The organism is Actinocatenispora rupis (assembly GCF_016861975.1).
Lineage (GTDB): Bacteria > Actinomycetota > Actinomycetes > Mycobacteriales > Micromonosporaceae > Actinocatenispora > Actinocatenispora rupis.
In genome coordinates this window covers 323,820-349,069 of record NZ_BOMB01000012.1, presented here as the reverse complement: position 1 = coordinate 349,069, position 25,250 = coordinate 323,820, and the positions used below count along the sequence as shown (strand labels likewise).

Here is a 25,250-nt window from a genome sequence, read left to right as displayed (position 1 = left end):
GTACATGCACATGGAAGAACGTCGGGTGCCGATGATGGAGCCGTTCCGGATCCGGGCTGTCGAGCCGATCCCGATCCTGACCCGGGCCGAGCGTCGGGCGGCGCTCGAAGCCGCCGGGTACAACGTGTTCAACCTGCGGTCCGCCGACGTGACGATCGACCTGCTGTCCGACTCGGGCACGGGCGCGACGTCGATCCAGCAGGAGGCCGCCGCGATGGTGGCCGACGAGGCGTACGCGGGATCGCGGTCGTGGTACCGGTTCGTCGAGGAGATCGAGGACCTGACCGGCTACCCGCACATCCTGCCGGTACACCAGGGGCGCGCGGGGGAGCGCATTCTGGACGCCGCGCTGCTCGGACCGGGCAAGATCAGTATCAGCAACACGCACTTCGACACGACCGCCGCGAACGTCATGCTCACCGGCGCCGAGGCCCGCAACCTGCCGTGCCCGGAGGCGGCGGACCTCGACAGCGACCAGCCGTTCAAGGGCAACATCGACCTGGATGCCTTGGCGCGTACGCTTTCCGGCCCGGACGGCTCGCGCGTCGCGTTGGTGCTCATGACCATCACGAACAACGGCGGCGGTGGGCAGCCGGTGTCGATGGCCAACATGGAGGCGGCGAAGGAGCTGTGCGCCCGGCACGGCATCCCGTTCATCCTCGACGCGGCCCGATTCGGTGAGAACGCGTGGCTGGTCAAGCAGCGCGAGCCCGGGTACGAGCGGTTCACGCCACGCGAGATCGCCCGCCGCGCGTTCGACCTCGCCGACGGCACGGTGGTCAGCCTCAAGAAGGACGGCGCCGGCTGGGGCGGCGGCTTCATCGGGCTGCGCGACGACGCGCTCGCCACGCAGTGCGAGGCCAACCTCATCGCCACCGAGGGCTTCTCCACGTACGGCGGGATGACGGGGCACGACCTGTCCCGGCTGGCCGAGGGCGTACGCGAGATGGTCGACCCGTTCTACCTGGCGTACCGGGCGGACGCGGCGGACCACCTCGCCACCCGGGTCCGCGAGGCCGGGGTCGACACGGTGCGGCCGTCCGGGCTGCACGGCATCTACCTCAACGCCGGTCGCCTGCTGTCGCACCTGCCGCCGCAGCGCTTCCCCGGCCACACCCTCGCCTGCCAGCTGTACCTCGACGGCGGCGTGCGGTGCAGCGAGCTGGGATCGCTCTACCTGGGCGAGCTCAACGACCGGAACGAGGTCGTCACGCCGGCACCGTACGAGCTGGTGCGGCTGGCCCTGCCGCGCCGCGTCTACACGCAGAGCCACCTGGAGTACGTCGCGGACGTGCTCGCCGGGATCGCCGCGAAGCCGGAATCCCTGGAGGGATACCGGATCACGCACGCGCCGCCGGTCCTGCGCCACTTCAAGGTACGCCTCGCGCCGTACGGCGCCGCCTGACGTTCGGAGGGCGGCACCGTGTTGCCGCCCTCCGCGGGATCGCTTGCGCCCCAAGGGTTCCGTCAGTCAGTGGCGAGCGCGGTGGCCAGCGCCGCCGGTACGCCGGGGCCGAGGATCTCGCGCCGGTCCGTACCGGGCAGGACGGGCAGCTCCGCCCAGTGCGTCACCTGCTCGTCCGTCGTACCACCGAGCGGCGCGCGTACGACGCGGTCGGCGTCCACGAAACGGTTCTCGACCACGGCGCCGGTCTCCTCGACCGGGTGTACCCGGCGGAAGTGCATCGGCAGCACCAGCCAGAACTCCTCGCCGTCCGGGTAGCGGCCGGTCACCGCCGCCAGCACGCAGTCGCCGTCGGCCGGCAGCCGCCGCCGCGCGTCGATCCACCGCACGTCAACCGTCGTCATGCGTACCACCCTGCCACGGGCGCCGCACGGGACAACACCGGTGCCGCCGTTGCTGCGCTGCGGCGTTCCGCACGCGCCACCCCGCAACGGCCGCTGGGCCAAGCGCGTCTGTCGCATGTGGACATTGTGGGCTTGCCGGGCGGTGTTAGCCTCGCGGGCCGTGACCGATGAGACCACCGAGCAGACCGCTGACGAGGCGACCGACGAGGCCGACCGCACCCGCTTCGCGACGTACGAGGCGCGCAGCGCGGTGTGGAACGCGTGGGGCGAGCTGGACCCCTACGTGATCGCGCCGATCGTCAACCCGGGGTTCATGGGCGGCGACTTCTGGCCCGACACCCGGCAGGCGCACGTGGTGAGTCGCCGCCCCGACGCCGTACTGCTGGCCAGTGACGGCCTGTCCGACCCGTTCGGTCAGCCGGATGCGCCGCGCCGCAACGGATGGGGCGTCGAGTTCTACGGCATCGCCACCGACCCGGCGCTCGTCGGGTACCAGGTGGTCATGGATCTGGCGTCGAGCTGGCTGGCCACCGCGGTGATGGGGATGTCGGGGATCGAGGCGTCCGGCAAGCACGTGGTGCCGGCGCTGGCGGAGTTCGGCACGCTGTCGGTCGAGTTCGACGGGTCGCGGATGCCGGGGCCGCACCGGGACCGGTTCGTCCGCGACAACGGCAGCATCACGTTCCTGCTCAACCTGACCGATCCGGCGATCGTGCCGGCGGTGATCGACGGTCCGCTGTCGCCGATCCACCTGGTCAACGTCAAGCTGCTCACCGTCGCGGAGACCAACACCATCATCACCGGTACGGTGCCGGACCAGATCGCCGCCCGTGCTGAGCTGACCGCGAAGCTCGCCGCCCAGCCCGATCCGCTCGTCTCGTCGCTGGACCGCCCGTCCGTCGTCTGAGATCCGTTGCACCGCACGGGATCCCGTCCCGTACCGGCGGGTAGGGCGCGCTTCCGCCGGGCGGCGCACCCACGGTGACCGGTCAGCGGGGTAGCATGCCCGCCGTAGCCGGCAATCGTGTGTTTCCGGCAGCTGCCGGTCGGATCGTCGCGAGCCGGGCGTCCCAGGCCGTCACCACGCGGGCGGGTGTTGGAGGAGATCGATGTCGGAGTCCCAGCAGCAGGGCGGCTCGGCGGGCACGGACGAGGCGGGTCCGGGCGGTGACGTCCGCGCCCGGCTCCGGCACCTCGACCGCGCCACCCTCCCCATGTACGTCGCGTCCTTCACCCGGCCGTTCCTGGTGCTGCTCGTCATCCCCGCGGTACTCACCGTCGTACGCGGGCTGGTGTCGCGGTTCGCGCTCGGCGGCTCGATGTCCGACGCGGTACGGGCCGGGATCGGCACCGGCGCCCTGCGCGGCGTCACGATCGTCGTCGGCGTCTTCTTCGCCGTCAACTTCCTCGTCTGGTTCCCGTGGGCGATCGGCACGTTCGCGCGCTTCGGCCAGACCCTCGAACCAGCGCACGAGCCCCGCGTGATGGTCGTCGGCGGCCCGTACCGGCTGTGCCGTTCGCCCATGATCTTCGGCGTGTACTGCGGGCTCGCCGCCGAAACCCTCCTGCTGAACTGGTGGCTCGGCGTCTTCTTCGTACTGTTCGTGGTCTGGATGTCGGCCAGCCACCTGCGGCAGAACGAGGAGCCCACGATGGGCCGCATCTTCGGCGACGCGTGGCGCACGTACCGGGCGGAGACGCCGGCGCTGCTGCCGCGGCTCACCCGGTACCGCCGGTTCGACCCCGAGCGCGATCTCGTCTTCCCGACCGCGGACTGACCCGACTTTCCTTGTCGCGCAACGGATCCGGCGCGGCAGGCCCCGCCGATACGCAACCGGGCGCTGGCTCAGGCGTCCATCGTGTGGGAGCGGTCCATCAGGTCGACCATCGCCTGCCGGAAGTCGCGGCGCCTGCTGTCGCTCCAGCCGGTGGTCAGCTGGGCGAAGACGTCCTCCTGCCAGCGGTGTGCCCGGTCCAGCATGGACCGCCCCGCTGGGGTCAGTGATACTTCGCGCCGTCGACCGTCGGCCGGTGACGCCGCCATGGCCAGGTAGCCGGCCGCCGCGGCGCTCTTGACCAGTCGCGAGGCGCCGCTCTGGTCGATCCCGATCTCGTACGCGATCGCGTTGACCGTCGCCGGTGCCCGTCGCTGGCCGAGCGCGTGGACCGCCTCGCACACCAGTACGAGCCGGCCCTGGTCACCATTCTCGTCCGCGGTGACGGGCCGGCGCGCCCAGTGCCGGACGAACTGGAACAGCACCTGCCCGGCGCCGTCGCCGCTCACTCGGTGGCCGCCATCTCGCGGCAGAGGTAGGCCAGGTCGAGGGCGGACCTGAGGTCCGGCAGCCGCAGCGCGGCGGTGATCTTTCCGCCGGCGGCGCGGAACACCGTCGCCACCCGGGTCGGCTCCGTACTCTCGGGCCAGGTGGCGTCCTGCTCGACCACCATCAGTCGCTCGCTGACCGGGTGCCATGACCGGGGGATCAGCGTGATCCCCGAACGTTCGACCCACTCCGCGAACTGTGCGGGCGTGATCGGGCCCGCGCCCTTCGGGCCGAGGACGACGACCGGATCACCGACCGCCCGCCCGGACCGCTGCACGTCGCCGGAGTTGACGCTCGCGTGCCACTCGTTGATCGCTGCTTCAAGGCCTGACTCCATACCCACGACTATATGCGATCCGCATACATTTGTTTCCGGACGAACGCGCCGGCAGCCTCCCGCCCCGAAACCCCTGGCGTGGCGCATCCGCCCGGCTTACCGTCCTTGCACGCGATGCGGGGTGCCGTCCTCGCCCGGCCGGCGGGTCCAGCCCTGACCGGCACGTACACGAGTCGACGTCACCGATCCAGCGGCGTCGTACCGTGCTGGCTGGACACGTGCTGCGGCCGCGCGGGCGGGGAGGGACACGGAGATGGAAGCAGCTGAGGCGCGGCGTGCGGTGGCCGCCGCGATGTCGACCGCCTCGGAGTTCGGCCTGGCCGTGGACGAGGCGATCGTGCTCAGCGACTCCAACCGGCTCGTCGTACGCCTGACACCGTGCGACATCGTCGCCCGGGTCACGCCCGAATCGCACTTCGCCAGCGCGGAGCAGGAAGTGGACCTCGTACGGCGGCTGGCGTGGACGGACAGTCCGGTCGCCGCGCTCGATGCCCGGGTCGAACCGCGCGTGTTCGTACGGGACGGGTTCAAGATCGCCATGTGGGCTCACGTCGAACCTGCGCGGTCCCGGATCCTTCCGCCGGCCGAGTACGCGCAGGCGCTCGCACGTCTGCATGCCGGCCTGCGGCGGATCGAGGTCCCGACCCCGCACGTCATGGACCGGGTGGCCGCCACCCGACGAGACGTCGCCAGCCGTGACGTCACTCCCGATCTCGCGGACGCGGACCGGGCGCTGCTCGCCGACACGCTGCGCGAGCGCGGGCGATCCATCGCCGGCCGGCGCGCCCCCGAACAGCTGCTGCACGGTGAGCCGCACCCGGGGAACATCCTCACCACGAAGGACGGGCCCCTGTTCATCGACTTCGAGAACGCCGCCCGCGGGCCAGTCGAGTACGACCTGGCCTGGGTGCCCGACGCGGTCAGCCAGCGCTACCCCGACGCCGACCAGGACCTGGTCGGCGAGTGCCGAGCGGTCGTACTCGCGATCGTCGCGGCGCATCGCTGGAGTCGCGACGACCAACACCCGAGCGGCCGGGCATCGGGAGTGGCGTTCCTGCGCGTACTGCGGGATGGTCCGCCGTGGCCGGCGCTCGACGACGTCGCCTGGTAGCGCCCCGGCGCCGGATCGCTTCCGTGGGCGGTGCCGTGCCCTGGCGCGGGGTCCTCGCACACCGGCACGCCGCGTAGGCGACGACCTGGCTCCGCAGCTACGATCCCGCCGCGCCGGACCCGCCCGTACCGGCGGGGAGTGGAGCCGCGGCCGCCCCACTGCCACCGGTCCGGCGGCAGCCTCCCCACGGGGCCGGTCGCTACATGGCCTTCAGCTCGCGCAGGGCCGTCTCCAGGACCCTGCGGTGGTGCACCGTACGGCGGGCGCCGACGAACTCCACCAGGTTCAGTTCGGCCAGGTCGTCGATGAGGGTGCCGGCGACGCTGAGGTTCACGTCGAGGCGCGCGGCGATCTCGGCGACCGCGCACGGGCGCCGGCACAACGCGTGCAGCGCCCGGTGCTCCTCGCGCAGCCGTAGCCCGGGATCGGTTGTCTCGTAGTCGGTCTGGTGCGGGGTGCCGCGGGCGACGACCATCATCGCCACGTCGTACCGCCGCTTGGGTTTGGCGCGGCCACGCTTCTGCGTGAAGCGACGCAGCGAGTTCTGGACCGTATACGGCTCGCTCGGCGGATCCGTCATTGGTTTCCCCTCGTCAACTGTCAATGCTCGACTACGGGCGCGGCTGTGGCCACCCGATGTCCGGTACGACGGCGAGTCGCGGCCCCGGCGGTTCGGTCGGTGGCGTGGCGGCGCGGGTGTCGAGGACGGTCTTCGGGATGGTCACGTCGACTAGAGCGCCCCCGTACGGGCTGCGGCCGAGGGTGACGCCGATGCCCAGCCGGCCGGCGATCCGGCCGACCAGGTCGAGCCCGGTGTGGTCGGGATCGAACGTGGACAGGTGCGGCGCCCGCGCGATCTTCTCGTTGTTCGCGCGGATCACGCGGTCGCCGTCCGCGCCGTCCGGGAAGCCTTCGCCCAGATCCTCGATCGTGATCTTCACGAAGGTGCCCTCGTCGGTGGCGCGGACCTTGATCGCCGCCTTCTGCCCCTGCCGCGTACTCCGGATCGAGTTGTTCAGCAGCTCGGTGAGCAGGTGTACCAGGTGCAGGTAGATCTCGGGGCCGACCGCGACGGTGTGCACGTCGCGCGGAACGATGATGTCGATCCGGTCGTCGCCGGGGGGAAGGGTCGACTCCTCCTCGGCGGCCCGCAGCGCGGTCTCCAGGCTCTCCGGCTCCGGCATCACCCGCGGCAGCGGCTCGTCCGACATGAACAGCACCGTGTCGTTGTACCGGCGCCACTCGACGAGCGCCTTGTCGATCTGGTCGAGCGCGTGCGCCTGGTCGGCGGTCAGCGAGTCCATGTCCGGAAAGTGGTACAGCAGGTCCAGCGCCCGGCGGTTGATCTCCGAACTGCGCCGCGCGATCTTGATGCCGACCCGGGACTGCGTCTCGCCGCGCATCGCCTGGATCATCGTCGACAGGTTCGCCTGCGTACCGTCGTGCAGCCGCCGGCCGAGCTGACCGAACTCGTCCATCGTCCAGCCCGAGAACTCGACCGGCAGCGTGTCGGCCACCGGTTCGCGCCGGTGCAGCCGTTCGATGCTGTCGTTCAGCGCGGCGGCCAGGTTCTCGGCGAGGATCGCGAGCTTGCGCAGGCTGGTGATGACGTGCCGCGGCGCCTGCGTGATCCAGACCAGGTCGATCGCGAGCGTGACCGGGAATCCGACGAACACCAGCGTCCAGCCGATGGTGGACAGGTGCGCCCGGAACGCAATCCAGATGGCCACGCCCAGGACGATGAACAGCCAGATCGTCACGAGGGTCGCCATGGTGATGGCGCGGCCTCGCATCGTCGCTGTGAACTTGGGGGAGACGCCCACGTTCTGTGCACCCTTCGCCAGTGGTAGAGGGAGGGCCCTGACCGGCAGCATACGGCGGTATCCACACCGTCATGTCGGGACCGGACCCGAGTACCCATATCTACGCCGCCGGGCCGGGACCGGACCGAGCACGACGAACCGGATCATCCACGCGCACGGCGTCCATCCACGCGCCCTCGTACGGCGCTGGCAACGCGACTCGGTCATGGTCCGCGCTCCGGAGGTACGTCACGGGACAGGTGACTCCACACCGTCCAACGAGTACCGGTCGCGTACGGACACGCCACATCCGGCGCCGGCGTGGGACACGCCACACGGTCCCGGACACGCCGGTGGGCAGGACACCTGAGCGTCCTGCCCACCGGAGAGTCCACGCGGCTCAGAGCGCGCGCAGACCCACGAGCAACTGCTCCATCACCTGCTTCGGCGGCAGCCGGTGCTCGCCGCCCGCGGCGGCCTGCACCGTCGTCGGCGCCGCAGCGCGGACCACCATCCGCTTGTCGAGCAACTGGCAGAGCAGTTCCATGATCACGCCCTGCGGGATCTGCAGCCGCGCCGCGACCTCCGCCACCGACAGCCAGTCACTGTCGGACAGCAGCCGGATGCACGACGCGTGCTCGATCTGCACCTCCGACCAGTCGAGCGAACCGGCTGTGCGTACCTGGGTCTCCGGGGGGAGTCGCCGGGTCGGCCGGACCACCGCACCCGTCTCCATGTCCTTCGACAGGTACGAGTACGCCTGGTTCAGTGGCGCGTCGTCGAGGTCACTCACCGATCACCCCCCGTCCCGGCGACGTGTCCGAGAAGACCCGCCGTCGCACCTGGGTTCCCAGGTGCTCGCCCACCTTGTCCACGACACGCTGCACCTCGAAGGTCAGCATTCCCAGGTCCACCCCGCGATCCACGACTACCGCCACGTACGTCTGGTCACCTGCCGGGCACATGTAGCAGACCCGTCCGTCCATGCCGATCAGCGCCTGCTCGAACCGGGCCCCACCCAGGGCCGGCACGCTCGCCATCGACTTCGCGCCGCCGCAGATCCCCGCGCAGCGTGCGGAGATCTGCTCGGCGGAGAGCGGGTCGGTACCGGTGGACCGGTCCCGCAGCAGCCCGTCGGCGGTGAACAGGATCGCCAGGTCGGCCCGGGTCCGGTCCGCCAGGTCGTCGAGCAGCCAGGTGAGCCGGCTGTCACGGCTCATCGCCGGTCCCCGTCACGCCCCTGCCCGGTCATCCACCCACGGTCGGTCCCGGGTTGCGCCGGGAAGGCCGTCGGCCGGTACGACCCGGCGGCGGCCGGTACGGCACCGAGCGACGGCTGCTGCGCCGGCCCCAGGTCCTCCGGCGCGAGGTGCCGTGGCGCCGGCGTCGGTGCGGCCGACTCGGGTGCGCCGTTGGGTTCCGGCTCGCCGGTGTCGAGGATCGACCTGGGCAGCAGGACGACGACCTTCGTACCGGTCGCCTCCCCGCCGTACAGGTCGCGCATGTTGGCGAAGTCGACCCGGGCACCGACCGCGCGGGCGTGCCGGCGTACCACGAAGAAGCCCTGCTTCTTGACGCCCTCCGGGGTGATCGTGTTCGACTCGTTCTGGATGATCGCCCGGGCGTCCTCCTTCTGCTCGTCGCTCATGCCGAGGCCACGGTCGACGATCTCGATCGCGATGCCGCGCGCGACCTCCTCGCAGGAGACGTGCACGGTCGTGGGGGAGAAGTTCGCCGCGTTGTCCAGCAGCGGTACGAGCAGGTCACGGACGTCGAGCACGTGCCGCGCGGCGATCTTCCACGGCGGCGCCGCGGCACACACGACGCGGCTCGGGCCGCCGCTGGACCGGGCCCGCGCCGACAGCAGCACCTCGTCGATCGTCTCCGCCGTACGCCGGATGCGGCGCTGGCCACCGCCGAGCGTGATCAGGTTCGTGGTCTGCACGTCGAGCCGGTCGAGCCGGTGCTGACCCTCCAGTACCTTCGCCTGGAAGGCCGGGTCGTGCGAGTTCTCCGACATGGCGTACAGGCCGGCGAGGGTCTCCCGGATCTGGTTCAGGTCCGAGGTCTGCCGCCGGGCGACCGTGACCAGCAGTTCCTGCATGTTCTGGCGGGCGATCGCGGTCTCGGTCGAGGCGCTGATCAGCCGGGTGACCACGTCGGTGTTGGCGCGGTCGATCTTCTGGAACTCGGGCAGGCTCGACGCGTTGGACGCCACCCGTTCGGACTTCTTCTCCGCCTCGGCCAGCACTTCGTCGGCTTCGACCTTCTCACCCTTGTCGATCCGGTCGAGGATGCCGGGCAGCACGTTCGCGAACGCGGTGGACCGGGCGGCCGCGGCCTCCAGACCGGCACGCACCGTACCGTCGGCGAGCTTGGCGGACCGTCGCACGGTCTGCACGATGACGCCGATGACCAGCAGCAGCGCGAGCAGCGCGCCGGCGCCGAAGGCGATCAGGTTGGTGTTACCGGACTTCAGCTCGGCGCTGGACACCTCGTCGGTCTGCTGGAACACCAGGTTCGCCAGCGAGTCCGACACCGGGTTCGACGTCTGCTGCCAGATCGCCTCGTCCGCCGCGACCTTCGCCGGCATGTGGCCCGACCAGGCACCGGAGCGTACGAGGTTGTCCTGGGCCCGGCTCAGTCGCTTGTAGTCGGCGCTCTGGACCAGCTTCGTGTACTGCTGCTGCACCGTCGGCAGCAGCTTCGGTTTGAGGGTGTTCAGCTGCTGCCGGGCCGAACCCACCAGGCGCGAGTACTCCAGCAGGTCCGCCTGGGTGAAGTGGTTGGCGGCCAGGCCGCTGACCGCGAGCGAGGTGGACCGCGACATGAAGTCGGCGGCGATGAACAGATCGACGCCGGCCAGCGCGCCCTGCAGGGTCGTGACGTCCGGAACCGCGCGCGCCTGCGCGTCGAACAGCGTCGCCGCCGCGTCCAGGATCTTGTCGTACGCGTCGAGCACCGCCTGCGGGGTGGCCGTCCGGTCGTCGACCTGCGCACGGATGTGCGGCAGCCCGTTCAGCGCCTTCTCCATCGCGGTCAGCTTGGACTTGACGGCGTCCGGCGGGGTGAACAGCATCCCGTCGATCGCCTCGTTCATGGCCTTCAGACCCGTGTCGGACTTGATCCGCTGGTCCTTGAGGTTGGGCGCGTTCTGCGGGTTGGTGATGGCAGAGATGCTCAGCTGCCGTTCCCTCTGCAGGGAACCCAGGCCCTGCAGCGCGGGAATGGAGACATCGCGGACGGTCACCGCGATCTCCCGGGCCTGGAAGCCGGTGCCGAGGAAGTACACGGCGGGCACCGTGTAGACCACGATCAGGGCGATACACGGGACGAGGACGATCCGAAGGAGTCGGGCCTTGATGGACAGCGGCCGGTCGGCCGCCTTCTCCTCGGGCGGTTTCGCGGGACTCGTCAGTCGCTGAAGCAACGACTCGGACGACTCCCGCTGCGCGTCACCACTCGGGGAGTCGGGGAGAGGCGGCTCAGCACTCACGGCTGGCTCTTGCGCTCGGCTAGTCACGATGCTCCACGATTGCAACCGAAACGGACAGTTCGTAAGCGACTCTAGAGGTTTGCCTGGATGACAGGCGACGAAACCGACACTCTACTGAGTCGCAGGAGGCCGACGCCACAGGCGCCCATGGTGTAGAACGACCGACCGGGCCATAAGGTGAGTCTCTGGTCACGGCTCGCTGATCGCCCGGACGCATCGACGAGGGACCATGACCAGCGGCGTCACTCCGGATCTTCAACATTCGAAAATAGGACATCCGCCACTGAAACGGAGTTGCCTGTGCTGACCCGGCTCCTGGCCCGGTGGCGGTCCGCCCGCACCGCCCCGGACGCCGAACCCTCCGGTACTCCGACGCCGCGTCCCCGCCCGTACCCCGCGGACATCCGCACGCCGGACCGGGCCGTCCGCGGGCCCGCGTCCCGGCCACCCGGCGGCAACCCGACCGCCGACGGCCCCGCGCTCGCCGCGTACGCGAGGGTCGGGTTGACGCTCGTCGCCGAGCAGCTCACCCGGCTGGAGACGCTGGAGGCCGGCACCGACGACGACGCGACGCTCCAGGGCCTGTTCGACCTCGACCACCGCGCCACCCGGCAACGCCGCCTCCTCGAAACCCAGCTGGTACTCCTGGGCGAGGCCGTACCGCGGCGGTGGCGGGAACCGTTGCCGTTGAACGACGTCGTCCGCGCGGCGGTGGGGGAGGCGCGCGACTTCGGCCGGCCGCGACCGGGGCCGGTGCAGCCGGCGACCCTGGACGGCGCGGCCGCCGCCGAGGTCATCCACCTGCTCGCCGAACTGATCGACGACGGGCTCGACGCCGCCCCCGACCAGCCCGTCGACCTGCGCGGCGAGTGGGTCGGCACCGGGTACGCGGTCGAGGTCGAGGACCACCGCGCCGAGGTCACCGCGCGCGAACTGGACGCCCGCAACGCGTACCTGAAGACCGGTGGCGCGACCGTACGGCCGGACGACGGCCCCGGGATCCTCGTGGTCAGCCGCATCGCGCGCCGGCACGGCGTCACCGTCCAGTGGCGGCGCGCCCCGGCCGGTGGCGTCACCGCCGTCGTCGTCCTGCCCACCGACCTGGTCGGCGCGCCCGGCGGCGATTCCGGCGAGGACACCGGCGCGCAGCCGCACCTGCTCGGCGTCCGCATCTCCGGCCGCGACGACCCCACCGGCCACTGACGGCGGCGGACCTGGCTCCAGCGAACGGATTCGCGGCCTGCGCGCCACCCGTCACCCCGGACGACGTCGCCGCGGCCGAGCGGGTTCGTCGCTCGTACCGCGGCGCGTTCGCCGGAACGGTCAGGCGGGGGCCGGCCAGTGCGACCGGTACGCCACGTGGATGCCGCGCGAGTCGCCCGTGCGCGGATCGGGCCAGTACATCTCGCGGCAGACGTGTTGCGCCGCCTCCTCACCCGGCGCCGACCCCGGCGCCTCGAAGGCCACCTCGAACAGGCTGCGCGCGGTCTGCCGGAGTACGGGGGCGCTGCCGGCCAGGAACAACGTGTCCGCGTGGACCCGGTGGTGGATCAGGTCGCGCTGTTCCCGGTGGTACCAGGTGGTGTGGTCGATGTCCGCGGCGTCGGGCAGGTAGCCGGCCGGGACGGACACCGTCTGCGGCGCGCCCGCGTCGAGCGCACCGCGCAGCCGCGGCCACGACGACGCCCGCAGTTGCAGGCTGTGGTGGCTCAGCACCAGATCCAGCCGCGGCCCGGCCAGCGACTCGTCCGGATCCCGTTCGGCGCCGCGCAGCGGCAGCCACACGACGCTGTGCCGGGACCGCGCCGCCAGCAACCACAGCACCCCGATCCGGTACGCCGCGCGCCGGTCCACGCACAGCTCGTACCCGCAGGTGCAGACCTGCTGTTCCCACAGCACCGCGTGGCCGGTGTCGCCGGACGGGCAGATCACCCGCCAGTCCCTGCCGCCGTACCGGGCCCGCCGTACCCGGACCGCCACCTTCACCGCCCGCCGCCCTTCTCCGATCCCGTCGTACCCACCCTGCACCGCCCCGTCCACCCGCGCGGTGTGGGCGGCGGCCGGGGTTCCCGGTGCGCGCGGACGGCGGTCGGCATGTGGCGCAACGGTTCCCGCCGCGCCGCCTGCGACGGAGACGCCCGCGCGTCGGTGGCCGGTACCGGCCCGCGCGGGCGACGCCGTCGGTCAGGAGACGGCGGTGCGGAGCGCCTCGGTCACCTTCTTCTCCACCGCCGGCGTCCACTCCACGATCGCGTACGACACCGGCCAGATGTCGCCGTCGTCGAGGTTCGCCGCGTCCTGGAACTCCAGCGTCGAGTACCGGGTGCCGAACTTGCCGGAGTTCTTGAACGCCACGACGACCTTGCCGTCGGCGTTCGTGTACGCGGGCATCCCGTACCACGTCTTGGGCAGCAGGTCGGGGGCGGCGGTGCTCACCGTGGCGTGCACCCGTTCGGCGACGGCGCGGTCCGCCGGGTCCATCTTGGCGATCGCGTCGAGGGCCGCCTGCAGCCCGTCCGCCTTCTTCTCGCCCTTCTTGCCCTCGGCGCGCAGCTCGGCGGCGCGCTGCTTCATCGCGGCGCGCTCGGCGGCGGTGAAACCACTCTCGGTGTCAGCCATTGCTCCTGTGCCCTTCGGTGCGGTCGTCGCGGCGCGATGGCGGCCGCTGCACACCAAACGGTACGGCCGCCCAGGTCACCGGTGCTTCTCGATTCCTGCTCGTACCACCAGATCACCCACCCGCGGGCACGCACCGGGTACCGAACGCGGCAGAACACCACGAACGCACCGCGGCGCGGCGGGACGATCGCGACGGAGAGCGTACGCGCCGGGCCATCCGCGGCGGAGGCGCGCCCGCGGGCCAGCGCGACGGCGTACCACACGGTTGCGGCGCGGGGGCCGGAAGGAGCCGGAGCCGGCTTGCCCGGCCAGCGCGAACGAGGATGAGCGCGGCGCAGGCCGGCGCTCCTCGGTACGAGGTGATGCGAGGGCCAACGAAGCGGCGCCGGTCGGGTCAGTGGGTGAGGGCGAAGACGATGGTGGTGATGCCGAGCGCGGCACCGATGGCGAGGGAGACGATGCCGACGACGAGAGTCCGCGTACCGGTCGGCAGGCCGCGCAGCACCTCGTAGTCCATGATTTCGGCGATGCCGTGCAGCACGATCGCCACCGCGACGATGCCGCACATCACGAAGATCGACCAGGACTGATGGAACAGCCCGATGACCGCGAAGACGGCGCCCACGGGAAACAGCACCCGCGGCAGCAGGCGCGCCACCAGATACCCCAGCTTGTACGCCTGGCCGTGCTCGGGAAGGTCGAGTTCGGCCGCGAGTTCGGCGTCGTCGGGGTCGAGTGCGTCGGTGGTGTCGCGGTCGTCGGTGCGGTCGGGGTCTGCCATCGGTCCGTCTCCGGCCGCCGCCCGGTCCCTGCCGGTCACCGACCTCGTGTCGTACTCCGCCGGCGGGTTGCCGCGCCGTCCGGCCAGCATAGTCGGACCCGCCGCCCCGCCCTTCCGCCCGACGATGGACGAGTCGGACAGCAACAGGCGCGCCCACGCGGCCGCCTCCGCTGCGGACCGCGCACCGGATCGCAGGAGGGCTCGCGGACGAGACCATCCGCCGGCTGGTCGACGAGCCCTGGCAGTCCGCCGCGCTGGCCGCGGTCCGCCGGGGCCGAATGGGACCCGGACAGCTGGTCGGGGTACCTGGCGGAGGCCGGCGACATGTCCGCCGCGGACGCCCGCTCGCGATGAGGACTGGTCCGGCCTGCGGCCGAAGGCATGCGGTTGAGCGGTAGCCGGCGCGCACCGTCGCGGCGCCGAGGTGCGGCGCGCGCTGGCCCAGATGCTCACCCTCTAGGGTCGGTCGCTGGGCGCGGTCCAGCTGCCGTCGGCGAGCCGCAGCCGCACCGCGTACCCGATGCGGAGGACGGTCAGGGCGCCGAGCACGACGACGGCCAGCAGGTACCGCCGGTCATGGCTGGTGACGGTGACGGCGACCCCGATCCCGCAGAGGACGAGGGTGACCACACCGGCGCCGAACTGGCTGGCCGCCGTCGTACGACGTCGCGTCGGCATGACCGTCAGTGCCGCCGGCCGGGGCAACCGCCGACGCGGGCGCCGCTGGCCGTTCGAGGCCCAGTCGATCCGGAACTCGCTGAGCGGTACGGTCGCGGTCCGGCTCCGTGGTGTCGAAGAGGAGTCAAGCCCTACTCGGAAACGGTCTGAGTCGTCGGCTTCCGAAAGGAGGTCGGTCGAGCATCGCGGCCGGTCCCGCCGCGGGCGCCGTCGACCGCGGGCCGCTCCGATCACGGCGCCGAGCAGGACCCGCCTTCCCGTAGGGTCGCCCGCTCACTGCAGATCTACATATGTCACCACGTGGCGGTGGGGTCCGCGCCCGCCCAGCATCCTGACCGCCCCCGCGCGTCCCGTCCCAGCTCAGCGCCGGTACGTCCCGAGTCGGGTGGCCGCGCCGTCGTCCTGGCGATCCGCCACGGGTCGTGTCCGTACGGTCGCCATCTGAAGAACGGCCGGCGTGCCCTTCCCCTCCTGCGCCGCCGCCGGCACGATGACCCGTATCGACACCCCATCCCCCCGGGGTGCGACCCCCATACCGCCCGTCCCGCCCACCGCGGGACGGGCGGTATTCATGTCCGGCCCTTTCGCCGGCCCCCGGCCCACCTGTCCGGCCGGCCCTGCCCCGGCGGGTCTCCGTCCTTCCCGCCCGACCCTGTCTGTCTGCCGGCCCCGTTACCTCCGTCGGCCGCTGCCTGTGCCGCGGAGCCCGCTCGCGAGCTTGTGTCCCGCGGGCGGCCGGACCGAGCATGCTGCGCCGGCCACCCGCGCCATCACCCGCGCCGGTCACCCGCAACCGCGATCGGACACTGCGCGGTTGACGAGAGTTGGCCGCCTGCATCGCGGCGCGCGATTGTCACCTGCGCGGTTGACCAAGGCCGGCAGCGTGCGCGGTGGGCCGCGGCGAGGGACCGTGTCGCGGACCGCCGGCGCCGGAGGCCTTCGGGCGTTGGTGGCGCGTACCCGGGCGTCGGGGCTCCCGGCCCTTGGTATCGGGACGATCTCGGTGTCGGTGGTCGTCCCTTCGGAGGTCACTCGTTCGGTTGGCGCGCCAGGAGCGGACCCAGCGCGGTGTCCACGGCCCCGGTTGCTCCACTGTGGATTATCCATTGTGGACAGTCGACAGAGGGCGTTGACTCGGCGGTCCACCGCGCGTGCGGGGCGCTGGAGTACTGGCGGGTGACTTTTGCTGATGTTGGCGAAAGTGGCTCAACCGTGCGCGTTTGCGCGCGGGTAAACGCGGTCACAAACGCGGGAACTCAGGTGGTAGCCGGGCGGAGTGCAAAGTGTCACGATGGCGTTCAGTACGGTGCTGAACATTCGTTAACCTGCGGCCACACATCAGCGACCGGGGCAGCGCGGCCCCGGCCACGAAAGGGGTCGGCGTGACGAAGTACGTGTACGACTTCGCCGAGGGCAACAAGGACCTCAAGGATCTGTTGGGCGGCAAGGGCGCGAACCTTGCCGAGATGACCAACATGGGCCTTCCCGTACCGCCCGGCTTCACGATCACCACCGACGCGTGCCGGGCGTTCCTGGCCACCGGCAGCGAGCCGGAGGGGTTGCGCGCCGAGGTGGCGGATCACCTGGCGCGCCTGGAGGAGAGCATCGGCCGCCGGCTCGGCGACCCGTCCGATCCGCTGCTGGTCTCGGTACGGTCGGGCGCGAAGTTCTCGATGCCCGGCATGATGGAGACGGTGCTCAACGTCGGGCTGAACGACTCGTCCGTGCACGGGCTCGCCGCGCAGTCCGGCAGTGAACGCTTCGCGTGGGACTCGTACCGGCGGCTGATCCAGATGTTCGGCAAGACGGTGCTGGGCATCGACGGGGAGCGGTTCGACGACGCGCTGGAGGAGCAGAAGCGTTCCCGCGGAAGCGATTCCGACCTCGACCTGAGCGCCGAGGACTTCCGCGCGCTGGTCGACGTGTACCAGAAGATCGTGCGGGACGCGACGGGGCGGGACTTCCCGCAGGAGCCGCGGGAGCAGATGGCGCTGGCCACCCGCGCGGTGTTCGACTCGTGGAACGCCGACCGCGCCATCCTGTACCGGCGGCAGGAACGGATCCCGGCGGACCTGGGCACGGCGGTGAACATCGTCGCGATGGTGTTCGGGAACCTGGGCATGGATTCCGGTACGGGGGTGGCGTTCACGCGCGACCCGGCGTCCGGCGCGCAGGGCATCTACGGCGACTACCTGCAGAACGCGCAGGGCGAGGACGTCGTGGCCGGGATCCGCAACACCGTGCCGCTGCAGCAGCTCGCGGAGATCGACCCCACCTCGTACGACGAGCTGCTCGGCATCATGTCCACTTTGGAGCGTCACTACAAGGACCTGTGCGACATCGAGTTCACGATCGAGCGCGGGAAGCTGTGGATGCTCCAGACGCGCGTGGGCAAGCGGACCGCGGCCGCGGCGTACACGATCGCGGCGCAGCTGGTGGACGAGGGCATGATCGACCTCGACGAGGCGGTCCGCCGGGTGAACGGCGCGCAGCTGGCGCAGCTGATGTTCCCGCGGTTCGACGCGGACGCGAAGAAGGAGCGCATCGCGCGCGGCATGAACGCCTCGCCCGGCGCGGCGGTCGGCAAGGTCGTCTTCGACTCGTACACGGCGGTCAAGTGGTCGCGGTCGGGCGAGAAGGTGATCCTGGTGCGCCGGGAAACCAACCCGGACGACCTGAACGGGATGATCGCCGCCGAGGGCATCCTGACCAGCCGCGGCGGCAAGACCTCGCACGCGGCGGTCGTCGCGCGCGGCATGGGCAAGACGTGCGTGTGCGGCGCCGAGGACCTGGACGTCGACACCAAGCGGCGCCGGCTGACCGCGCCCGGCGGCGTGATCCTCGAAGAGGGTGACGTGCTGTCGATCGACGGCTCCACCGGCATGGTGTACCGGGGGGAGGTGCCGGTCGTGCCGTCCCCGGTCGTCGAGTACTTCGAGGGGCGGCAGGTGGCGGACGACGACCCGCTGGTGACCGCGGTGCACCGGATCATGACGCACGCGGACGAGGCGCGCAGCCTCGGCGTACGGGCGAACGCGGACACGCCGGAGGACGCCGAGCGGGCGCGGCGGTTCGGCGCGCAGGGCATCGGGCTGTGCCGTACCGAGCACATGTTCCTGGGCGAGCGCCGGCAGTACGTGGAGCGGCTGATCCTGGCGGACACCGAGCAGGAGCGCGAGGAGGCGCTGTCGGAGCTGCTTCCGTTGCAGCGCGACGACTTCATCGGCATCTTCGCCGCGATGGACGGGCTGCCGGTGACGGTACGGCTGCTCGACCCGCCGCTGCACGAGTTCCTGCCCGACATCACCGAGCTGTCGGTACGGGTGGCGCTCGCCGAGGCGCGCGGTGACGCCAACGAGAACGACCTGCGCCTGCTCCAGGCCGTACACAAGCTGCACGAGCAGAACCCGATGCTGGGCCTGCGCGGAGTCCGGCTGGGGTTGGTGATCCCGGGCCTGTTCACCATGCAGGTACGCGCGATCGCGGAGGCCGCGGCGGCGCGGCGGGACGCGGGCGGCGACCCGCACGCCGAGATCATGATCCCGCTGGTCGGTACGGTGCAGGAGCTGGAGATCATCCGCGCCGAGTCCGAGCAGGTGCTCGCCGAGGTGGCCGCGGAGACCGGGGTGGCGCTGGATCTGTTGATCGGCACCATGATCGAGCTGCCGCGGGCGGCGCTGACCGCCGGCCAGATCGCCGGCGCCGCGCAGTTCTTCTCCTTCGGTACCAACGATCTGACCCAGACCGTGTGGGGCTTCTCCCGGGACGACGTGGAGGCCGCGTTCTTCTCCGCGTACCTGGAGAAGGGGATCTTCGGGGTGTCGCCGTTCGAGACGCTGGACCGCGACGGCGTCGGCCGGTTGGTGCGGCTGGCGACCCGGGAGGGCCGGGAGGCGCGGCCGGACCTGAAGGTCGGCGTGTGCGGCGAGCACGGCGGCGACCCGGACTCGGTGCACTTCTTCCACGAGGTCGGCCTGGACTACGTGTCCTGTTCACCGTTCCGGGTACCGGTGGCCCGGTTGGAGGCGGGCCGTGCCGCGCTGACCGGATCGGACTCCGACACCCGCTGAGTGCCGTACAGTGCCGCCCGTCCGGTCCGTGCGGACCGGGCGGGCGGCGTCTCGCGTGTACGCCCGGGCGGGCCTCGATTCCGCGCGGGCGGGCGCGTACGGTGCTGGGGAACCGTTGGCGCCGGGCAGAATAGGACGTTATGTCTAGCAAGTGGGAACACGTCGTGATCGACGCGGCCGACCCCGCCCGGCTCGCCCGCTGGTGGGCCGAGACCCTCGACTACCGCGTGGTGTACGAGGACCGGCACGAGACCGACGTGGCCGCCGACGAGAACGCGCGCCCGGCGCTCGTCTTCGTACCGGTGGCGGAGGCGAAGGCGACGAAGAACCGGCTGCACCTCGACCTCAACCCGGACGACCAGGCCGCCGAGGTCGAACGGCTGGTCGACCGCGGCGCCCGGCGGGTGAGCGTCGGGCAGGGCGACGACGCCACCTTCGTCGTACTCGCCGACCCCGAGGGCAACGAGTTCTGCGTGCTGCGGGCGCGCTGACGGGAGGCCGGAGCATGAGCGCGCACACGCCCGAGCAGACGGCCGACCCCGACGACCTGATCGCCGAGGGACTCGCGGCCGACACGTCCGGCTGGGACTTCGAACGGTTCGACGGCCGCATGGTCAGCACCCCGCCGCCGTGGGACTACCGGGCCCTGATCGACGCGGCCGCCGGCCCCGACACCGCCACCCTCCTCGACCTCGGTACGGGCGGCGGCGAGTGGCTGGCCGGCTGGCTCGACGGCCGTACGACGGCGCTGCCGCGGGTGGTGGCCGCCGAGTCCTGGCCGCCGAACGTACCGGTGGCGGGGCGGCGGCTGGCCCCGCTCGGCGTCACCGTGGTGCACACCGACGGCGCCCTCGACAACGTCGACCAGGGCCCCGCCGACCGCTCGGGCCGGCTGCCGTTCCGCGGCGCCAGCTTCGACGCCGTCGTCAACCGGCACTCCTCGTACCGGCCGGAGGAGGTGGCGCGGGTGCTGCGGCCCGGCGGCACGTTCGTCACGCAGCAGGTCGCGGCCGGCGACGGCACCCTGCACCGGCTGCTGGACCTGCCCGTACCGCCGGCCGGCGACTGGACCCTGCGGTACGCGGTGAACCAGGCGGCCGAGGGCGGCCTGACCGTGGTCGACGCGGGGGTCGGCGCCGACGTCACCACCTACCACGACGTGGCGCCGCTCGCCTGGTACTTGCGGCAGGTCCCGTGGGCCGTCCCCGGGTACGACCCGGTGCGCGACCCGGACCGGCTGCGCCGCGTCCAGCGGTACATCGACACGCACGGGCCGCTGGAGATCCGCCGGCACCACTTCTGGCTGCGCGCCATCCGCCGCACCGACTGAGCGTGCGGGGCGGTGGCAGTCTCGGCCCGTCGCCCGACCGCTCCGGGAGGGCGCATGGCCGCCGACTTCTGCGTCGTCGAGTGCGAGAACGGCGATCGCAGCGCCGATCCGTCCGAAGTGGACTTGCGAGCCCTGCCCGACGACGCGGACGTTCCTGACCGTCGAGCTCACCGACGGATCCGGTTGGTACGCAACGGTTGCACGGCACGAGGACGGCTACGAGATCGTCCGCGCCCGGACCGCCGGCGCCACGACGTGCACGTCGCGCGGGGTGCCAGGGCGGCGGCGTGCGCAGGCGGTGCGGCGACGAGGTGGCTCAAGCCCGGCTCAAGGTCCGGGGCGATCGCTTCCCGTACCACAGGAGGCGGCCGTAGATTGCGACGTGTCCGGCGGATGGGTGGCCCCCGCCGGCACGGCACACGGCACCGGTCCGCGCACCGGAACCCGGGGTACGGGCGGGTACGTGGCCGATCGGCGGCCGTCCGGGTGCCACCGGACGGCCGCCGGCCGTGAGCCGAATCCCTTGCGTGTCAACCGATTCCGGTGAGGCGCAGCAGCGCGGTGACGGCGACCGCACCGCCGACCACCACCAGGAACGGCGCGCGCAGCAGTACGGCGACGGCCGCGGCGGCGAGCCCGGCGAGGCGCGCGTCCACCGTCAGCTGTCCCGTACTCGACGTCACGGTCTGCACGGCGGTGAGCGCCGCGAGCAGCGCCACCGGTACGAGCATGGCGAAGCGGCGGACGAGCGGGCGGTCGAGCAGCCCGGCCGGTACTGACAGGCCGAGGATCTTCCACGCGAAGCATCCCGCGGCGGTGGCGAGGATCGCGATCCAGACGAGCATGTCGCGGCTCACCGTCGCCTCCCCGCCACCAGCACGAGCGGCACGGCCAGCGCCGACAGCAGGATCGGTACGCCGGAGGGCAGGAACGGGCTCGCGGCCAGCGCGATCACCACGGCGATGCCGGCGACCCAGCAGCGTTCCCGGTCGAGTCGCAGCTTCGCGCCCGCCTGCCGCAGCTGCGGTACGAGCAGGGCCAGGAACACGGCGGGCCCGGCCACGTCCAGCCCGTACCGGGCGGGGTCGCCGAGGGCGGTGGCACCGAGCGCGCCGGCCGCGGTCGTGGCGTTCCAGAGGACGAACAGGGTGGCGCCGGTGGCGGTGAAGCCGAGCCGGGCGGAACGGCGGTCGGGTTGGGCGATGGTCACCGCGGTCGTCTCGTCGATGACCCACTGCGCGGCGGGCAGCCGCAGCCGGGTGGGCAGGGCGAGGATCGGGCCGAGACGCAGGCCGTACAGGGCGTTGCGGGAGCCGAGCAGGATCGCGCCGAGCGCGCCGGGCAGCGGGTTGCCGCCCGCGGCGACGGCCGCGACCAGCGCGAACTGCGACGCGCCGGTGAACGCGAGCAGGCTCAGCGCGCAGGCCTGCGCGACGCTCAGCCCGCCGGCCGCGGCCGTGCCGCCGAACGCGACGCCGGACACCCCGACCGCCACGCCGACCCCGAACGCGTCGCGCAGCACGGCCCGCCGGCCCTTCACCGGAGCCTCCTCGGCGTCCCGGATGTTCTGGGTGGTCACGTCCCCGACGGTAGGGCCGACCCGGACCCCGTTTCTTGTACGATCCTGCGCCCGGTTCCCGCCGCGCCGTCCGCTACGTCCGGCGAACGGCCGCGCTGGTACGCACCCGGCGGTACGCCGAGGATGCGGCGGAAGTGCCGGCTCAGGTGCGCCTGGTCGACGAACCCGACGCGCAGCGCCGCATCCGCCGGCCGTACGCCCGCGTCGAGCAGGGTGCGGGCCGTCGACACGCGCTGCTGCGTCAGCCACGTGTGCGGCGGCATCCCGTACCGGCCGCGGAACGCGCGCAGCAGCGCGAACGGCCCGGTACCCAGCCGCGCCGCCAGGTCCTCCAGCGACGGCGGATCGGTCAGGTCGGCGAGCAGCACGTCGCGGGCGGTCTCGGCGACCCGCGCCCCGGCACTCGTCGCGGCCGGTACGGCGGGCCGGTGCGCCGCGTACCCGGAGAGCAGGCGGGCCAGCAGCAGCCGGGTCAGGCTGGACGCGGTGAGCGCGTCGCCCGCGTCGGCCGCGCGGTGCGCCGCGAGCAGGGTGCGCGCCAGCTCCGGCTCGTACACGATCGACGTCGGGAACCACGGCGTACCGGGCGGCAGGCCCAGCTCGTCGGCCACCGACCGCACCACCGGCACCGTCGGGTACAGCATCCGGTACGCCCAGCCGTCGGGAACCCCGGCGTGCCCGGTGTGCACCATGTCCGGGTTCACGATCGGGATGCCGCCCGCCCCGGCCCGCTCCAGCCCACCGCGGTACCGGTACTCCTCGACACCCAACCGCACCAACCCGATCGCGTACGCGTCGTGCGTGTGCCGGGTGAACCGGTGCGACACGTACCGGGCGCGCAGCAGGTCGATGCCCGGCAGCGCCGGATGCCGCCAGTAACGTGCCGTCTCGCGTACCGCCCCCACGACCGTCACGGTACGAGCCGCCCCGCCCGCCCGTCACCCGCACATGCCACAGGTCACCCCGCCCGGCGTACCGCGGGGCGATGATTCTGGGTACCGGCGGACGTCGGTACCCGTGGAGGTGGTCATGGTGACGACGGAACGGCCGGAGGAACTGGCCAGGCTGGACGTGTTCGTGGGGGAGTGGACGGTGGAGGCCGACATCCCCTCGGTCGGCGTGATGGGCGGCGCGCGCAGCGTGTTCGAGTGGACGCTGGGCGGCCGGTTCCTGGTGCAGCGCAGCGAAACCCCGATCGCCGAGGCGCCCGACGCGATGATGCTGGTCGCCCCCGACCCCGCCACCGGCGGCTACACCCAGCACTACTTCGACGACCGCGGCATCGCCCGGGTGTACGCGATGAGCTTCGACGGCACGGTCTGGCGGCTGCTACGCGAGACGGCGGACTTCTCGCCGCTACCGTTCCGCCAACGGTTCACCGCCCGCGTCGACGGCGACACCATCGCCGGCGCCTGGGAGAAGTCCACCGACGGCACCACCTGGGAACACGACCTCACCCTCACCTACCGCCGCGCCTGACGCGCTTTCCCTTGCGTACCAAGGGCTGAGTCAGTTCCGAGCTGATACACAAGGCGGGGGCCGCACGGCACGCGGCCCCCGCCTTGTTGCGATGGGCTCAGAAGTTGGCCGGCAGGTCGAGCCCGCCCGACTTCACCAGCGCACTGAGTGCGGTCCACTGCTGCGCGGACACCCCCAGGCGCGGGCCGTCGGGATCCTTGCTGTCGCGGATCAGGACAGTGGCGCCGTCGGTCGCAGCCTCCACGCATTGCCCCTGGCCGTTGGTGCGGGAGGACTTGAACCATTTCGGATCCCGCAGGTCGAACGACAGCGGCAGGCGATAGCTCATTGTTCGAACTCCTTCGACGCGGGCGTGAACGGCTGGGCCGACTCCACGGGTGCGGGGTCGGCCCACTTCCCGTTCGGGTGTTGCTGATCAGGCGGCGTCCAACCGGCCCGTCTTCACCAGCTCGGCGAACGCGGTCCACGCGCGAGCATCGAACGGCAGTGCCGGTCCTGTCGGGTCCTTCGAGTCGCGGACTGCAACGGCACGTGCATCGCTGGCCACCTCCACGCAGTGCCCTTGCCCGTTGGAGCGACGCGACTTGTTCCACACCGGGCTGTCGAGGCCGGCAACCTCAAGGCATTGGCCCTGCCCGTTGGAACGACTCGACTTGCGCCACGCGACGCCCGCCAGGTCGACGATCATCTCTCGTACTCCTTCGACGCGGTGATAACCAGATCCCTTGACGCGGATGCATCAAGAGACGACTTCGTCAGGCCGTCGAACGCCCAGATGTACGCGGCGGTCTCGTTGTCCTGGTCGAGGTATGCGGCGCCGGTCAGCCCCTCCGAGTAGACGGTGGTCGGCTCCTCGTTTGCTGCAAAGTCCAAGATCACGAAGGCTCCGGCGGCCAGCGCGGCGCGGTGCAGACCTGCGCTGAACGGCACGATCCGCAACGTCACGTTGGGAAGTTCGCTGACCTCGGCAAGGTGCCGAAGCTGCCGTGCCATGACGTGTGGGCCTCCCACCGGACGGCGGATGATCGCCTCGTTGAGCACGATGTCGAAGGTGGGCGCGGCGGGAAGTTCCCGAGTCAGCAGTTCGCTGCGCTTCAGTCGGATCTCCACGCGCTCAGCGATCACGTCGGCGGTGGCGTCGGTGTTGCGGCCTTCAAGATCGAGGCGTACCAGCTCGGTGGCGTACTCACGGATCTGGAACACGCCGGTGATCAGCTCGGTGTGGTACTCGCGCAGGCCAGATGCCGCCTGCTCCAGTTCCACGTAGAGCTGGAACCAGTCAGGGATCTCGCCGTACCGGCTGGCCCACGGGCCGGCAAGCTGGGTCTGCTCGTAGATCGCCATGAGCTTGGCTGCTCGGGCCGAGCTGGCGCCATACATCTCGCACAGGTCGCGGATGTCTCGACGCAGGATGGTGACCTCCGGCTTACCCGCCTCCAAGCGGTGCAGCTTCGCCTGCGACCACCCCATCTCCCGCGACGCCTTGACCTGACTGATGGCTGGAACGAGGGACTTGCGCAGGATGCTCAACTCTCGTCCGAGCTGCCGCCGCGCCACCGTCGAGCCGGCCGAGGCAACCGTCTCCGACATCTCTCACCTCCTCCTTACTCGACCTGTATGAGTCATTCATGCGTCATGAAATCATCGCGCCGCGTATTACGCAACGGGCTAATCCGGGCGGGTAATCCTCGGCGTGTCGAACCGTCATGAGTATTGCAGGCCGGTGTTTTCGCGGGCAGTATGCAGGTATCACCCTCTGCGTTGTCTGACGGACATGAGGGTTTGCAGACCGGTCGGGTGCGCACAGCCGTTCAGGGGATTTGGCTGAACAGTCG

Annotated in this window: 27 protein-coding genes and 1 pseudogene; 9 read left to right on the top strand and 19 right to left on the bottom strand. The window is 71.6% G+C overall.

Features of this window, described 5'->3' with window-relative positions:
- Positions 1-4: 4 nt before the first annotated feature.
- Positions 5-1,405: a tryptophanase gene (locus tag Aru02nite_RS12005; protein WP_203657514.1), complete on the top strand. Its 1,401-nt coding sequence runs from the start codon at positions 5-7 to the stop codon at positions 1,403-1,405.
- Between the two features lie 62 nt (positions 1,406-1,467).
- On the opposite strand, the gene Aru02nite_RS12000 is transcribed toward Aru02nite_RS12005, so the two are convergent.
- The gene (locus Aru02nite_RS12000; RefSeq protein ID WP_203657513.1) at positions 1,468-1,809 is read right to left on the bottom strand and encodes an AQJ64_40280 family protein; all 342 of its coding nucleotides are present in this window, start codon (positions 1,807-1,809) and stop codon (positions 1,468-1,470) included.
- A gap of 160 nt (positions 1,810-1,969) precedes the next feature.
- Here Aru02nite_RS12000 and Aru02nite_RS11995 point away from each other — a divergent pair, with 160 nt between their 5' ends.
- Positions 1,970-2,716, top strand: a complete 747-nt coding sequence (locus Aru02nite_RS11995; RefSeq protein WP_203657512.1) for a hypothetical protein — start codon at positions 1,970-1,972, stop codon at positions 2,714-2,716.
- A 202-nt stretch (positions 2,717-2,918) separates the two neighbouring features.
- Complete coding sequence (locus tag Aru02nite_RS11990) at positions 2,919-3,587, top strand: methyltransferase family protein (protein ID WP_203657511.1); 669 nt, start codon at positions 2,919-2,921, stop codon at positions 3,585-3,587.
- A 68-nt stretch (positions 3,588-3,655) separates the two neighbouring features.
- On the opposite strand, the gene Aru02nite_RS11985 is transcribed toward Aru02nite_RS11990, so the two are convergent.
- The gene (locus Aru02nite_RS11985) at positions 3,656-4,093 is read right to left on the bottom strand and encodes a MarR family winged helix-turn-helix transcriptional regulator (RefSeq protein WP_203657510.1); all 438 of its coding nucleotides are present in this window, start codon (positions 4,091-4,093) and stop codon (positions 3,656-3,658) included.
- Positions 4,090-4,470, bottom strand: a complete 381-nt coding sequence (locus Aru02nite_RS11980; protein ID WP_203657509.1) for a hypothetical protein — start codon at positions 4,468-4,470, stop codon at positions 4,090-4,092. The genes Aru02nite_RS11985 and Aru02nite_RS11980 overlap by 4 nt, the downstream gene beginning before the upstream one ends.
- Positions 4,471-4,723: 253 nt before the next feature.
- On the opposite strand from Aru02nite_RS11980, the gene Aru02nite_RS11975 reads away from it, so the two are divergent.
- Complete coding sequence (locus tag Aru02nite_RS11975; RefSeq protein WP_203657508.1) at positions 4,724-5,581, top strand: phosphotransferase; 858 nt, start codon at positions 4,724-4,726, stop codon at positions 5,579-5,581.
- A 199-nt stretch (positions 5,582-5,780) separates the two neighbouring features.
- Here the strand turns inward: Aru02nite_RS11975 and Aru02nite_RS11970 are convergent, their stop codons facing one another.
- From Aru02nite_RS11970 to Aru02nite_RS11950, 5 genes are all read right to left on the bottom strand, one after another.
- Positions 5,781-6,161 carry a DUF742 domain-containing protein gene (locus Aru02nite_RS11970; RefSeq protein WP_203657507.1) on the bottom strand — a complete coding sequence of 127 codons (381 nt, stop codon included), beginning with the start codon at positions 6,159-6,161 and terminating at the stop codon, positions 5,781-5,783.
- Between the two features lie 31 nt (positions 6,162-6,192).
- Complete coding sequence (locus tag Aru02nite_RS11965) at positions 6,193-7,374, bottom strand: sensor histidine kinase (protein WP_203657506.1); 1,182 nt, start codon at positions 7,372-7,374, stop codon at positions 6,193-6,195.
- A gap of 409 nt (positions 7,375-7,783) precedes the next feature.
- Positions 7,784-8,176, bottom strand: coding sequence for a DUF742 domain-containing protein (locus Aru02nite_RS11960; protein ID WP_203657505.1), 393 nt, complete (start codon positions 8,174-8,176; stop codon positions 7,784-7,786).
- Complete coding sequence (locus Aru02nite_RS11955; RefSeq protein WP_203657504.1) at positions 8,169-8,603, bottom strand: roadblock/LC7 domain-containing protein; 435 nt, start codon at positions 8,601-8,603, stop codon at positions 8,169-8,171. The genes Aru02nite_RS11960 and Aru02nite_RS11955 overlap by 8 nt, the downstream gene beginning before the upstream one ends.
- Positions 8,600-10,879 (bottom strand): sensor histidine kinase, encoded by a 2,280-nt coding sequence (locus tag Aru02nite_RS11950; protein ID WP_203657503.1) that lies wholly within the window; start codon positions 10,877-10,879, stop codon positions 8,600-8,602. The genes Aru02nite_RS11955 and Aru02nite_RS11950 overlap by 4 nt, the downstream gene beginning before the upstream one ends.
- A 300-nt stretch (positions 10,880-11,179) precedes the next feature.
- Between Aru02nite_RS11950 and Aru02nite_RS11945 the strand changes: the two genes are divergently transcribed.
- Positions 11,180-12,082: a histidine kinase gene (locus Aru02nite_RS11945; RefSeq protein ID WP_203657502.1), complete on the top strand. Its 903-nt coding sequence runs from the start codon at positions 11,180-11,182 to the stop codon at positions 12,080-12,082.
- Between the two features lie 120 nt (positions 12,083-12,202).
- Here the strand turns inward: Aru02nite_RS11945 and Aru02nite_RS11940 are convergent, their stop codons facing one another.
- The 4 genes from Aru02nite_RS11940 to Aru02nite_RS11925 form a co-directional block, all read right to left on the bottom strand.
- On the bottom strand, positions 12,203-12,919 hold the full coding sequence (locus tag Aru02nite_RS11940; RefSeq protein WP_203657501.1) for a hypothetical protein: 717 nt from the start codon (positions 12,917-12,919) through the stop codon (positions 12,203-12,205).
- Between the two features lie 144 nt (positions 12,920-13,063).
- A complete protein-coding gene (locus Aru02nite_RS11935; protein WP_203657500.1) occupies positions 13,064-13,498 on the bottom strand; it encodes an iron chaperone in 435 nt (144 codons plus the stop codon).
- A 394-nt stretch (positions 13,499-13,892) separates the two neighbouring features.
- Entirely contained in the window at positions 13,893-14,279 is a 387-nt protein-coding gene (locus Aru02nite_RS11930; RefSeq protein ID WP_203657499.1) for a hypothetical protein, read from the bottom strand.
- A gap of 456 nt (positions 14,280-14,735) precedes the next feature.
- Positions 14,736-14,957: a hypothetical protein gene (locus tag Aru02nite_RS11925; protein WP_203657498.1), complete on the bottom strand. Its 222-nt coding sequence runs from the start codon at positions 14,955-14,957 to the stop codon at positions 14,736-14,738.
- A 1,382-nt stretch (positions 14,958-16,339) separates the two neighbouring features.
- Between Aru02nite_RS11925 and ppdK the strand changes: the two genes are divergently transcribed.
- From ppdK to Aru02nite_RS11910, 3 genes are all read left to right on the top strand, one after another.
- The gene (ppdK, locus tag Aru02nite_RS11920) at positions 16,340-19,027 is read left to right on the top strand and encodes a pyruvate, phosphate dikinase (RefSeq protein WP_203657497.1); all 2,688 of its coding nucleotides are present in this window, start codon (positions 16,340-16,342) and stop codon (positions 19,025-19,027) included.
- A 140-nt stretch (positions 19,028-19,167) separates the two neighbouring features.
- Positions 19,168-19,518 (top strand): VOC family protein, encoded by a 351-nt coding sequence (locus tag Aru02nite_RS11915; RefSeq protein WP_203657496.1) that lies wholly within the window; start codon positions 19,168-19,170, stop codon positions 19,516-19,518.
- 14 nt (positions 19,519-19,532) lie between these two features.
- Positions 19,533-20,357 carry a class I SAM-dependent methyltransferase gene (locus tag Aru02nite_RS11910; RefSeq protein WP_203657495.1) on the top strand — a complete coding sequence of 275 codons (825 nt, stop codon included), beginning with the start codon at positions 19,533-19,535 and terminating at the stop codon, positions 20,355-20,357.
- A gap of 530 nt (positions 20,358-20,887) precedes the next feature.
- Here the strand turns inward: Aru02nite_RS11910 and Aru02nite_RS11905 are convergent.
- The 3 genes from Aru02nite_RS11905 to Aru02nite_RS11895 are packed head-to-tail and all read right to left on the bottom strand — an operon-like array spanning position 20,888 to position 22,841.
- Positions 20,888-21,214 (bottom strand): AzlD domain-containing protein, encoded by a 327-nt coding sequence (locus tag Aru02nite_RS11905; RefSeq protein WP_239076619.1) that lies wholly within the window; start codon positions 21,212-21,214, stop codon positions 20,888-20,890.
- Positions 21,211-21,936 (bottom strand): AzlC family ABC transporter permease, encoded by a 726-nt coding sequence (locus Aru02nite_RS11900; RefSeq protein WP_239076618.1) that lies wholly within the window; start codon positions 21,934-21,936, stop codon positions 21,211-21,213. Before Aru02nite_RS11900 ends, Aru02nite_RS11905 begins: the two co-directional genes overlap by 4 nt.
- On the bottom strand, positions 21,933-22,841 hold the full coding sequence (locus tag Aru02nite_RS11895; RefSeq protein WP_203657494.1) for an AraC family transcriptional regulator: 909 nt from the start codon (positions 22,839-22,841) through the stop codon (positions 21,933-21,935). Before Aru02nite_RS11895 ends, Aru02nite_RS11900 begins: the two co-directional genes overlap by 4 nt.
- Positions 22,842-22,965: 124 nt before the next feature.
- Here Aru02nite_RS11895 and Aru02nite_RS11890 point away from each other — a divergent pair, with 124 nt between their 5' ends.
- Entirely contained in the window at positions 22,966-23,415 is a 450-nt protein-coding gene (locus Aru02nite_RS11890) for a hypothetical protein (protein WP_203657493.1), read from the top strand.
- 97 nt (positions 23,416-23,512) lie between these two features.
- Here Aru02nite_RS11890 and Aru02nite_RS11885 read toward each other — a convergent pair whose 3' ends face one another.
- The 4 genes and pseudogenes from Aru02nite_RS11885 to Aru02nite_RS11875 form a co-directional block, all read right to left on the bottom strand.
- Complete coding sequence (locus Aru02nite_RS11885) at positions 23,513-23,743, bottom strand: DUF397 domain-containing protein (protein ID WP_203657492.1); 231 nt, start codon at positions 23,741-23,743, stop codon at positions 23,513-23,515.
- An 87-nt stretch (positions 23,744-23,830) separates the two neighbouring features.
- A complete protein-coding gene (locus Aru02nite_RS11880) occupies positions 23,831-24,010 on the bottom strand; it encodes a DUF397 domain-containing protein (RefSeq protein WP_308446264.1) in 180 nt (59 codons plus the stop codon).
- 12 nt (positions 24,011-24,022) lie between these two features.
- Positions 24,023-24,103: pseudogene (locus tag Aru02nite_RS37445) on the bottom strand (DUF397 domain-containing protein); the annotation flags it as partial.
- Positions 24,100-25,005, bottom strand: a complete 906-nt coding sequence (locus tag Aru02nite_RS11875; protein ID WP_203657490.1) for a helix-turn-helix domain-containing protein — start codon at positions 25,003-25,005, stop codon at positions 24,100-24,102. The pseudogene Aru02nite_RS37445 and the gene Aru02nite_RS11875, both read right to left, overlap by 4 nt.
- Positions 25,006-25,250: the final 245 nt, after the last annotated feature.

Bases quoted from the DNA above. Each gene is read 5' to 3' on its own strand.
- Aru02nite_RS11930 (WP_203657499.1), bottom strand. From the start codon at position 14,279: ATGGCAGACCCCGACCGCACCGACGACCGCGACACCACCGACGCACTC.
- Aru02nite_RS11910 (WP_203657495.1), top strand. From the start codon at position 19,533: ATGAGCGCGCACACGCCCGAGCAGACGGCCGACCCCGACGACCTGATC.
- Aru02nite_RS11925 (WP_203657498.1), bottom strand. From the start codon at position 14,957: ATGCCGACGCGACGTCGTACGACGGCGGCCAGCCAGTTCGGCGCCGGT.
- Aru02nite_RS11970 (WP_203657507.1), bottom strand. From the start codon at position 6,161: ATGACGGATCCGCCGAGCGAGCCGTATACGGTCCAGAACTCGCTGCGT.
- Aru02nite_RS11990 (WP_203657511.1), top strand. From the start codon at position 2,919: ATGTCGGAGTCCCAGCAGCAGGGCGGCTCGGCGGGCACGGACGAGGCG.
- Aru02nite_RS11875 (WP_203657490.1), bottom strand. From the start codon at position 25,005: ATGTCGGAGACGGTTGCCTCGGCCGGCTCGACGGTGGCGCGGCGGCAG.
- Aru02nite_RS11915 (WP_203657496.1), top strand. From the start codon at position 19,168: ATGTCTAGCAAGTGGGAACACGTCGTGATCGACGCGGCCGACCCCGCC.
- Aru02nite_RS11890 (WP_203657493.1), top strand. From the start codon at position 22,966: ATGGTGACGACGGAACGGCCGGAGGAACTGGCCAGGCTGGACGTGTTC.
- Aru02nite_RS12000 (WP_203657513.1), bottom strand. From the start codon at position 1,809: ATGACGACGGTTGACGTGCGGTGGATCGACGCGCGGCGGCGGCTGCCG.
- Aru02nite_RS11975 (WP_203657508.1), top strand. From the start codon at position 4,724: ATGGAAGCAGCTGAGGCGCGGCGTGCGGTGGCCGCCGCGATGTCGACC.
- Aru02nite_RS11935 (WP_203657500.1), bottom strand. From the start codon at position 13,498: ATGGCTGACACCGAGAGTGGTTTCACCGCCGCCGAGCGCGCCGCGATG.
- Aru02nite_RS11885 (WP_203657492.1), bottom strand. From the start codon at position 23,743: ATGAGCTATCGCCTGCCGCTGTCGTTCGACCTGCGGGATCCGAAATGG.
- Aru02nite_RS11980 (WP_203657509.1), bottom strand. From the start codon at position 4,470: ATGGAGTCAGGCCTTGAAGCAGCGATCAACGAGTGGCACGCGAGCGTC.
- Aru02nite_RS11955 (WP_203657504.1), bottom strand. From the start codon at position 8,603: ATGAGCCGTGACAGCCGGCTCACCTGGCTGCTCGACGACCTGGCGGAC.
- Aru02nite_RS12005 (WP_203657514.1), top strand. From the start codon at position 5: ATGCACATGGAAGAACGTCGGGTGCCGATGATGGAGCCGTTCCGGATC.
- Aru02nite_RS11965 (WP_203657506.1), bottom strand. From the start codon at position 7,374: ATGCGAGGCCGCGCCATCACCATGGCGACCCTCGTGACGATCTGGCTG.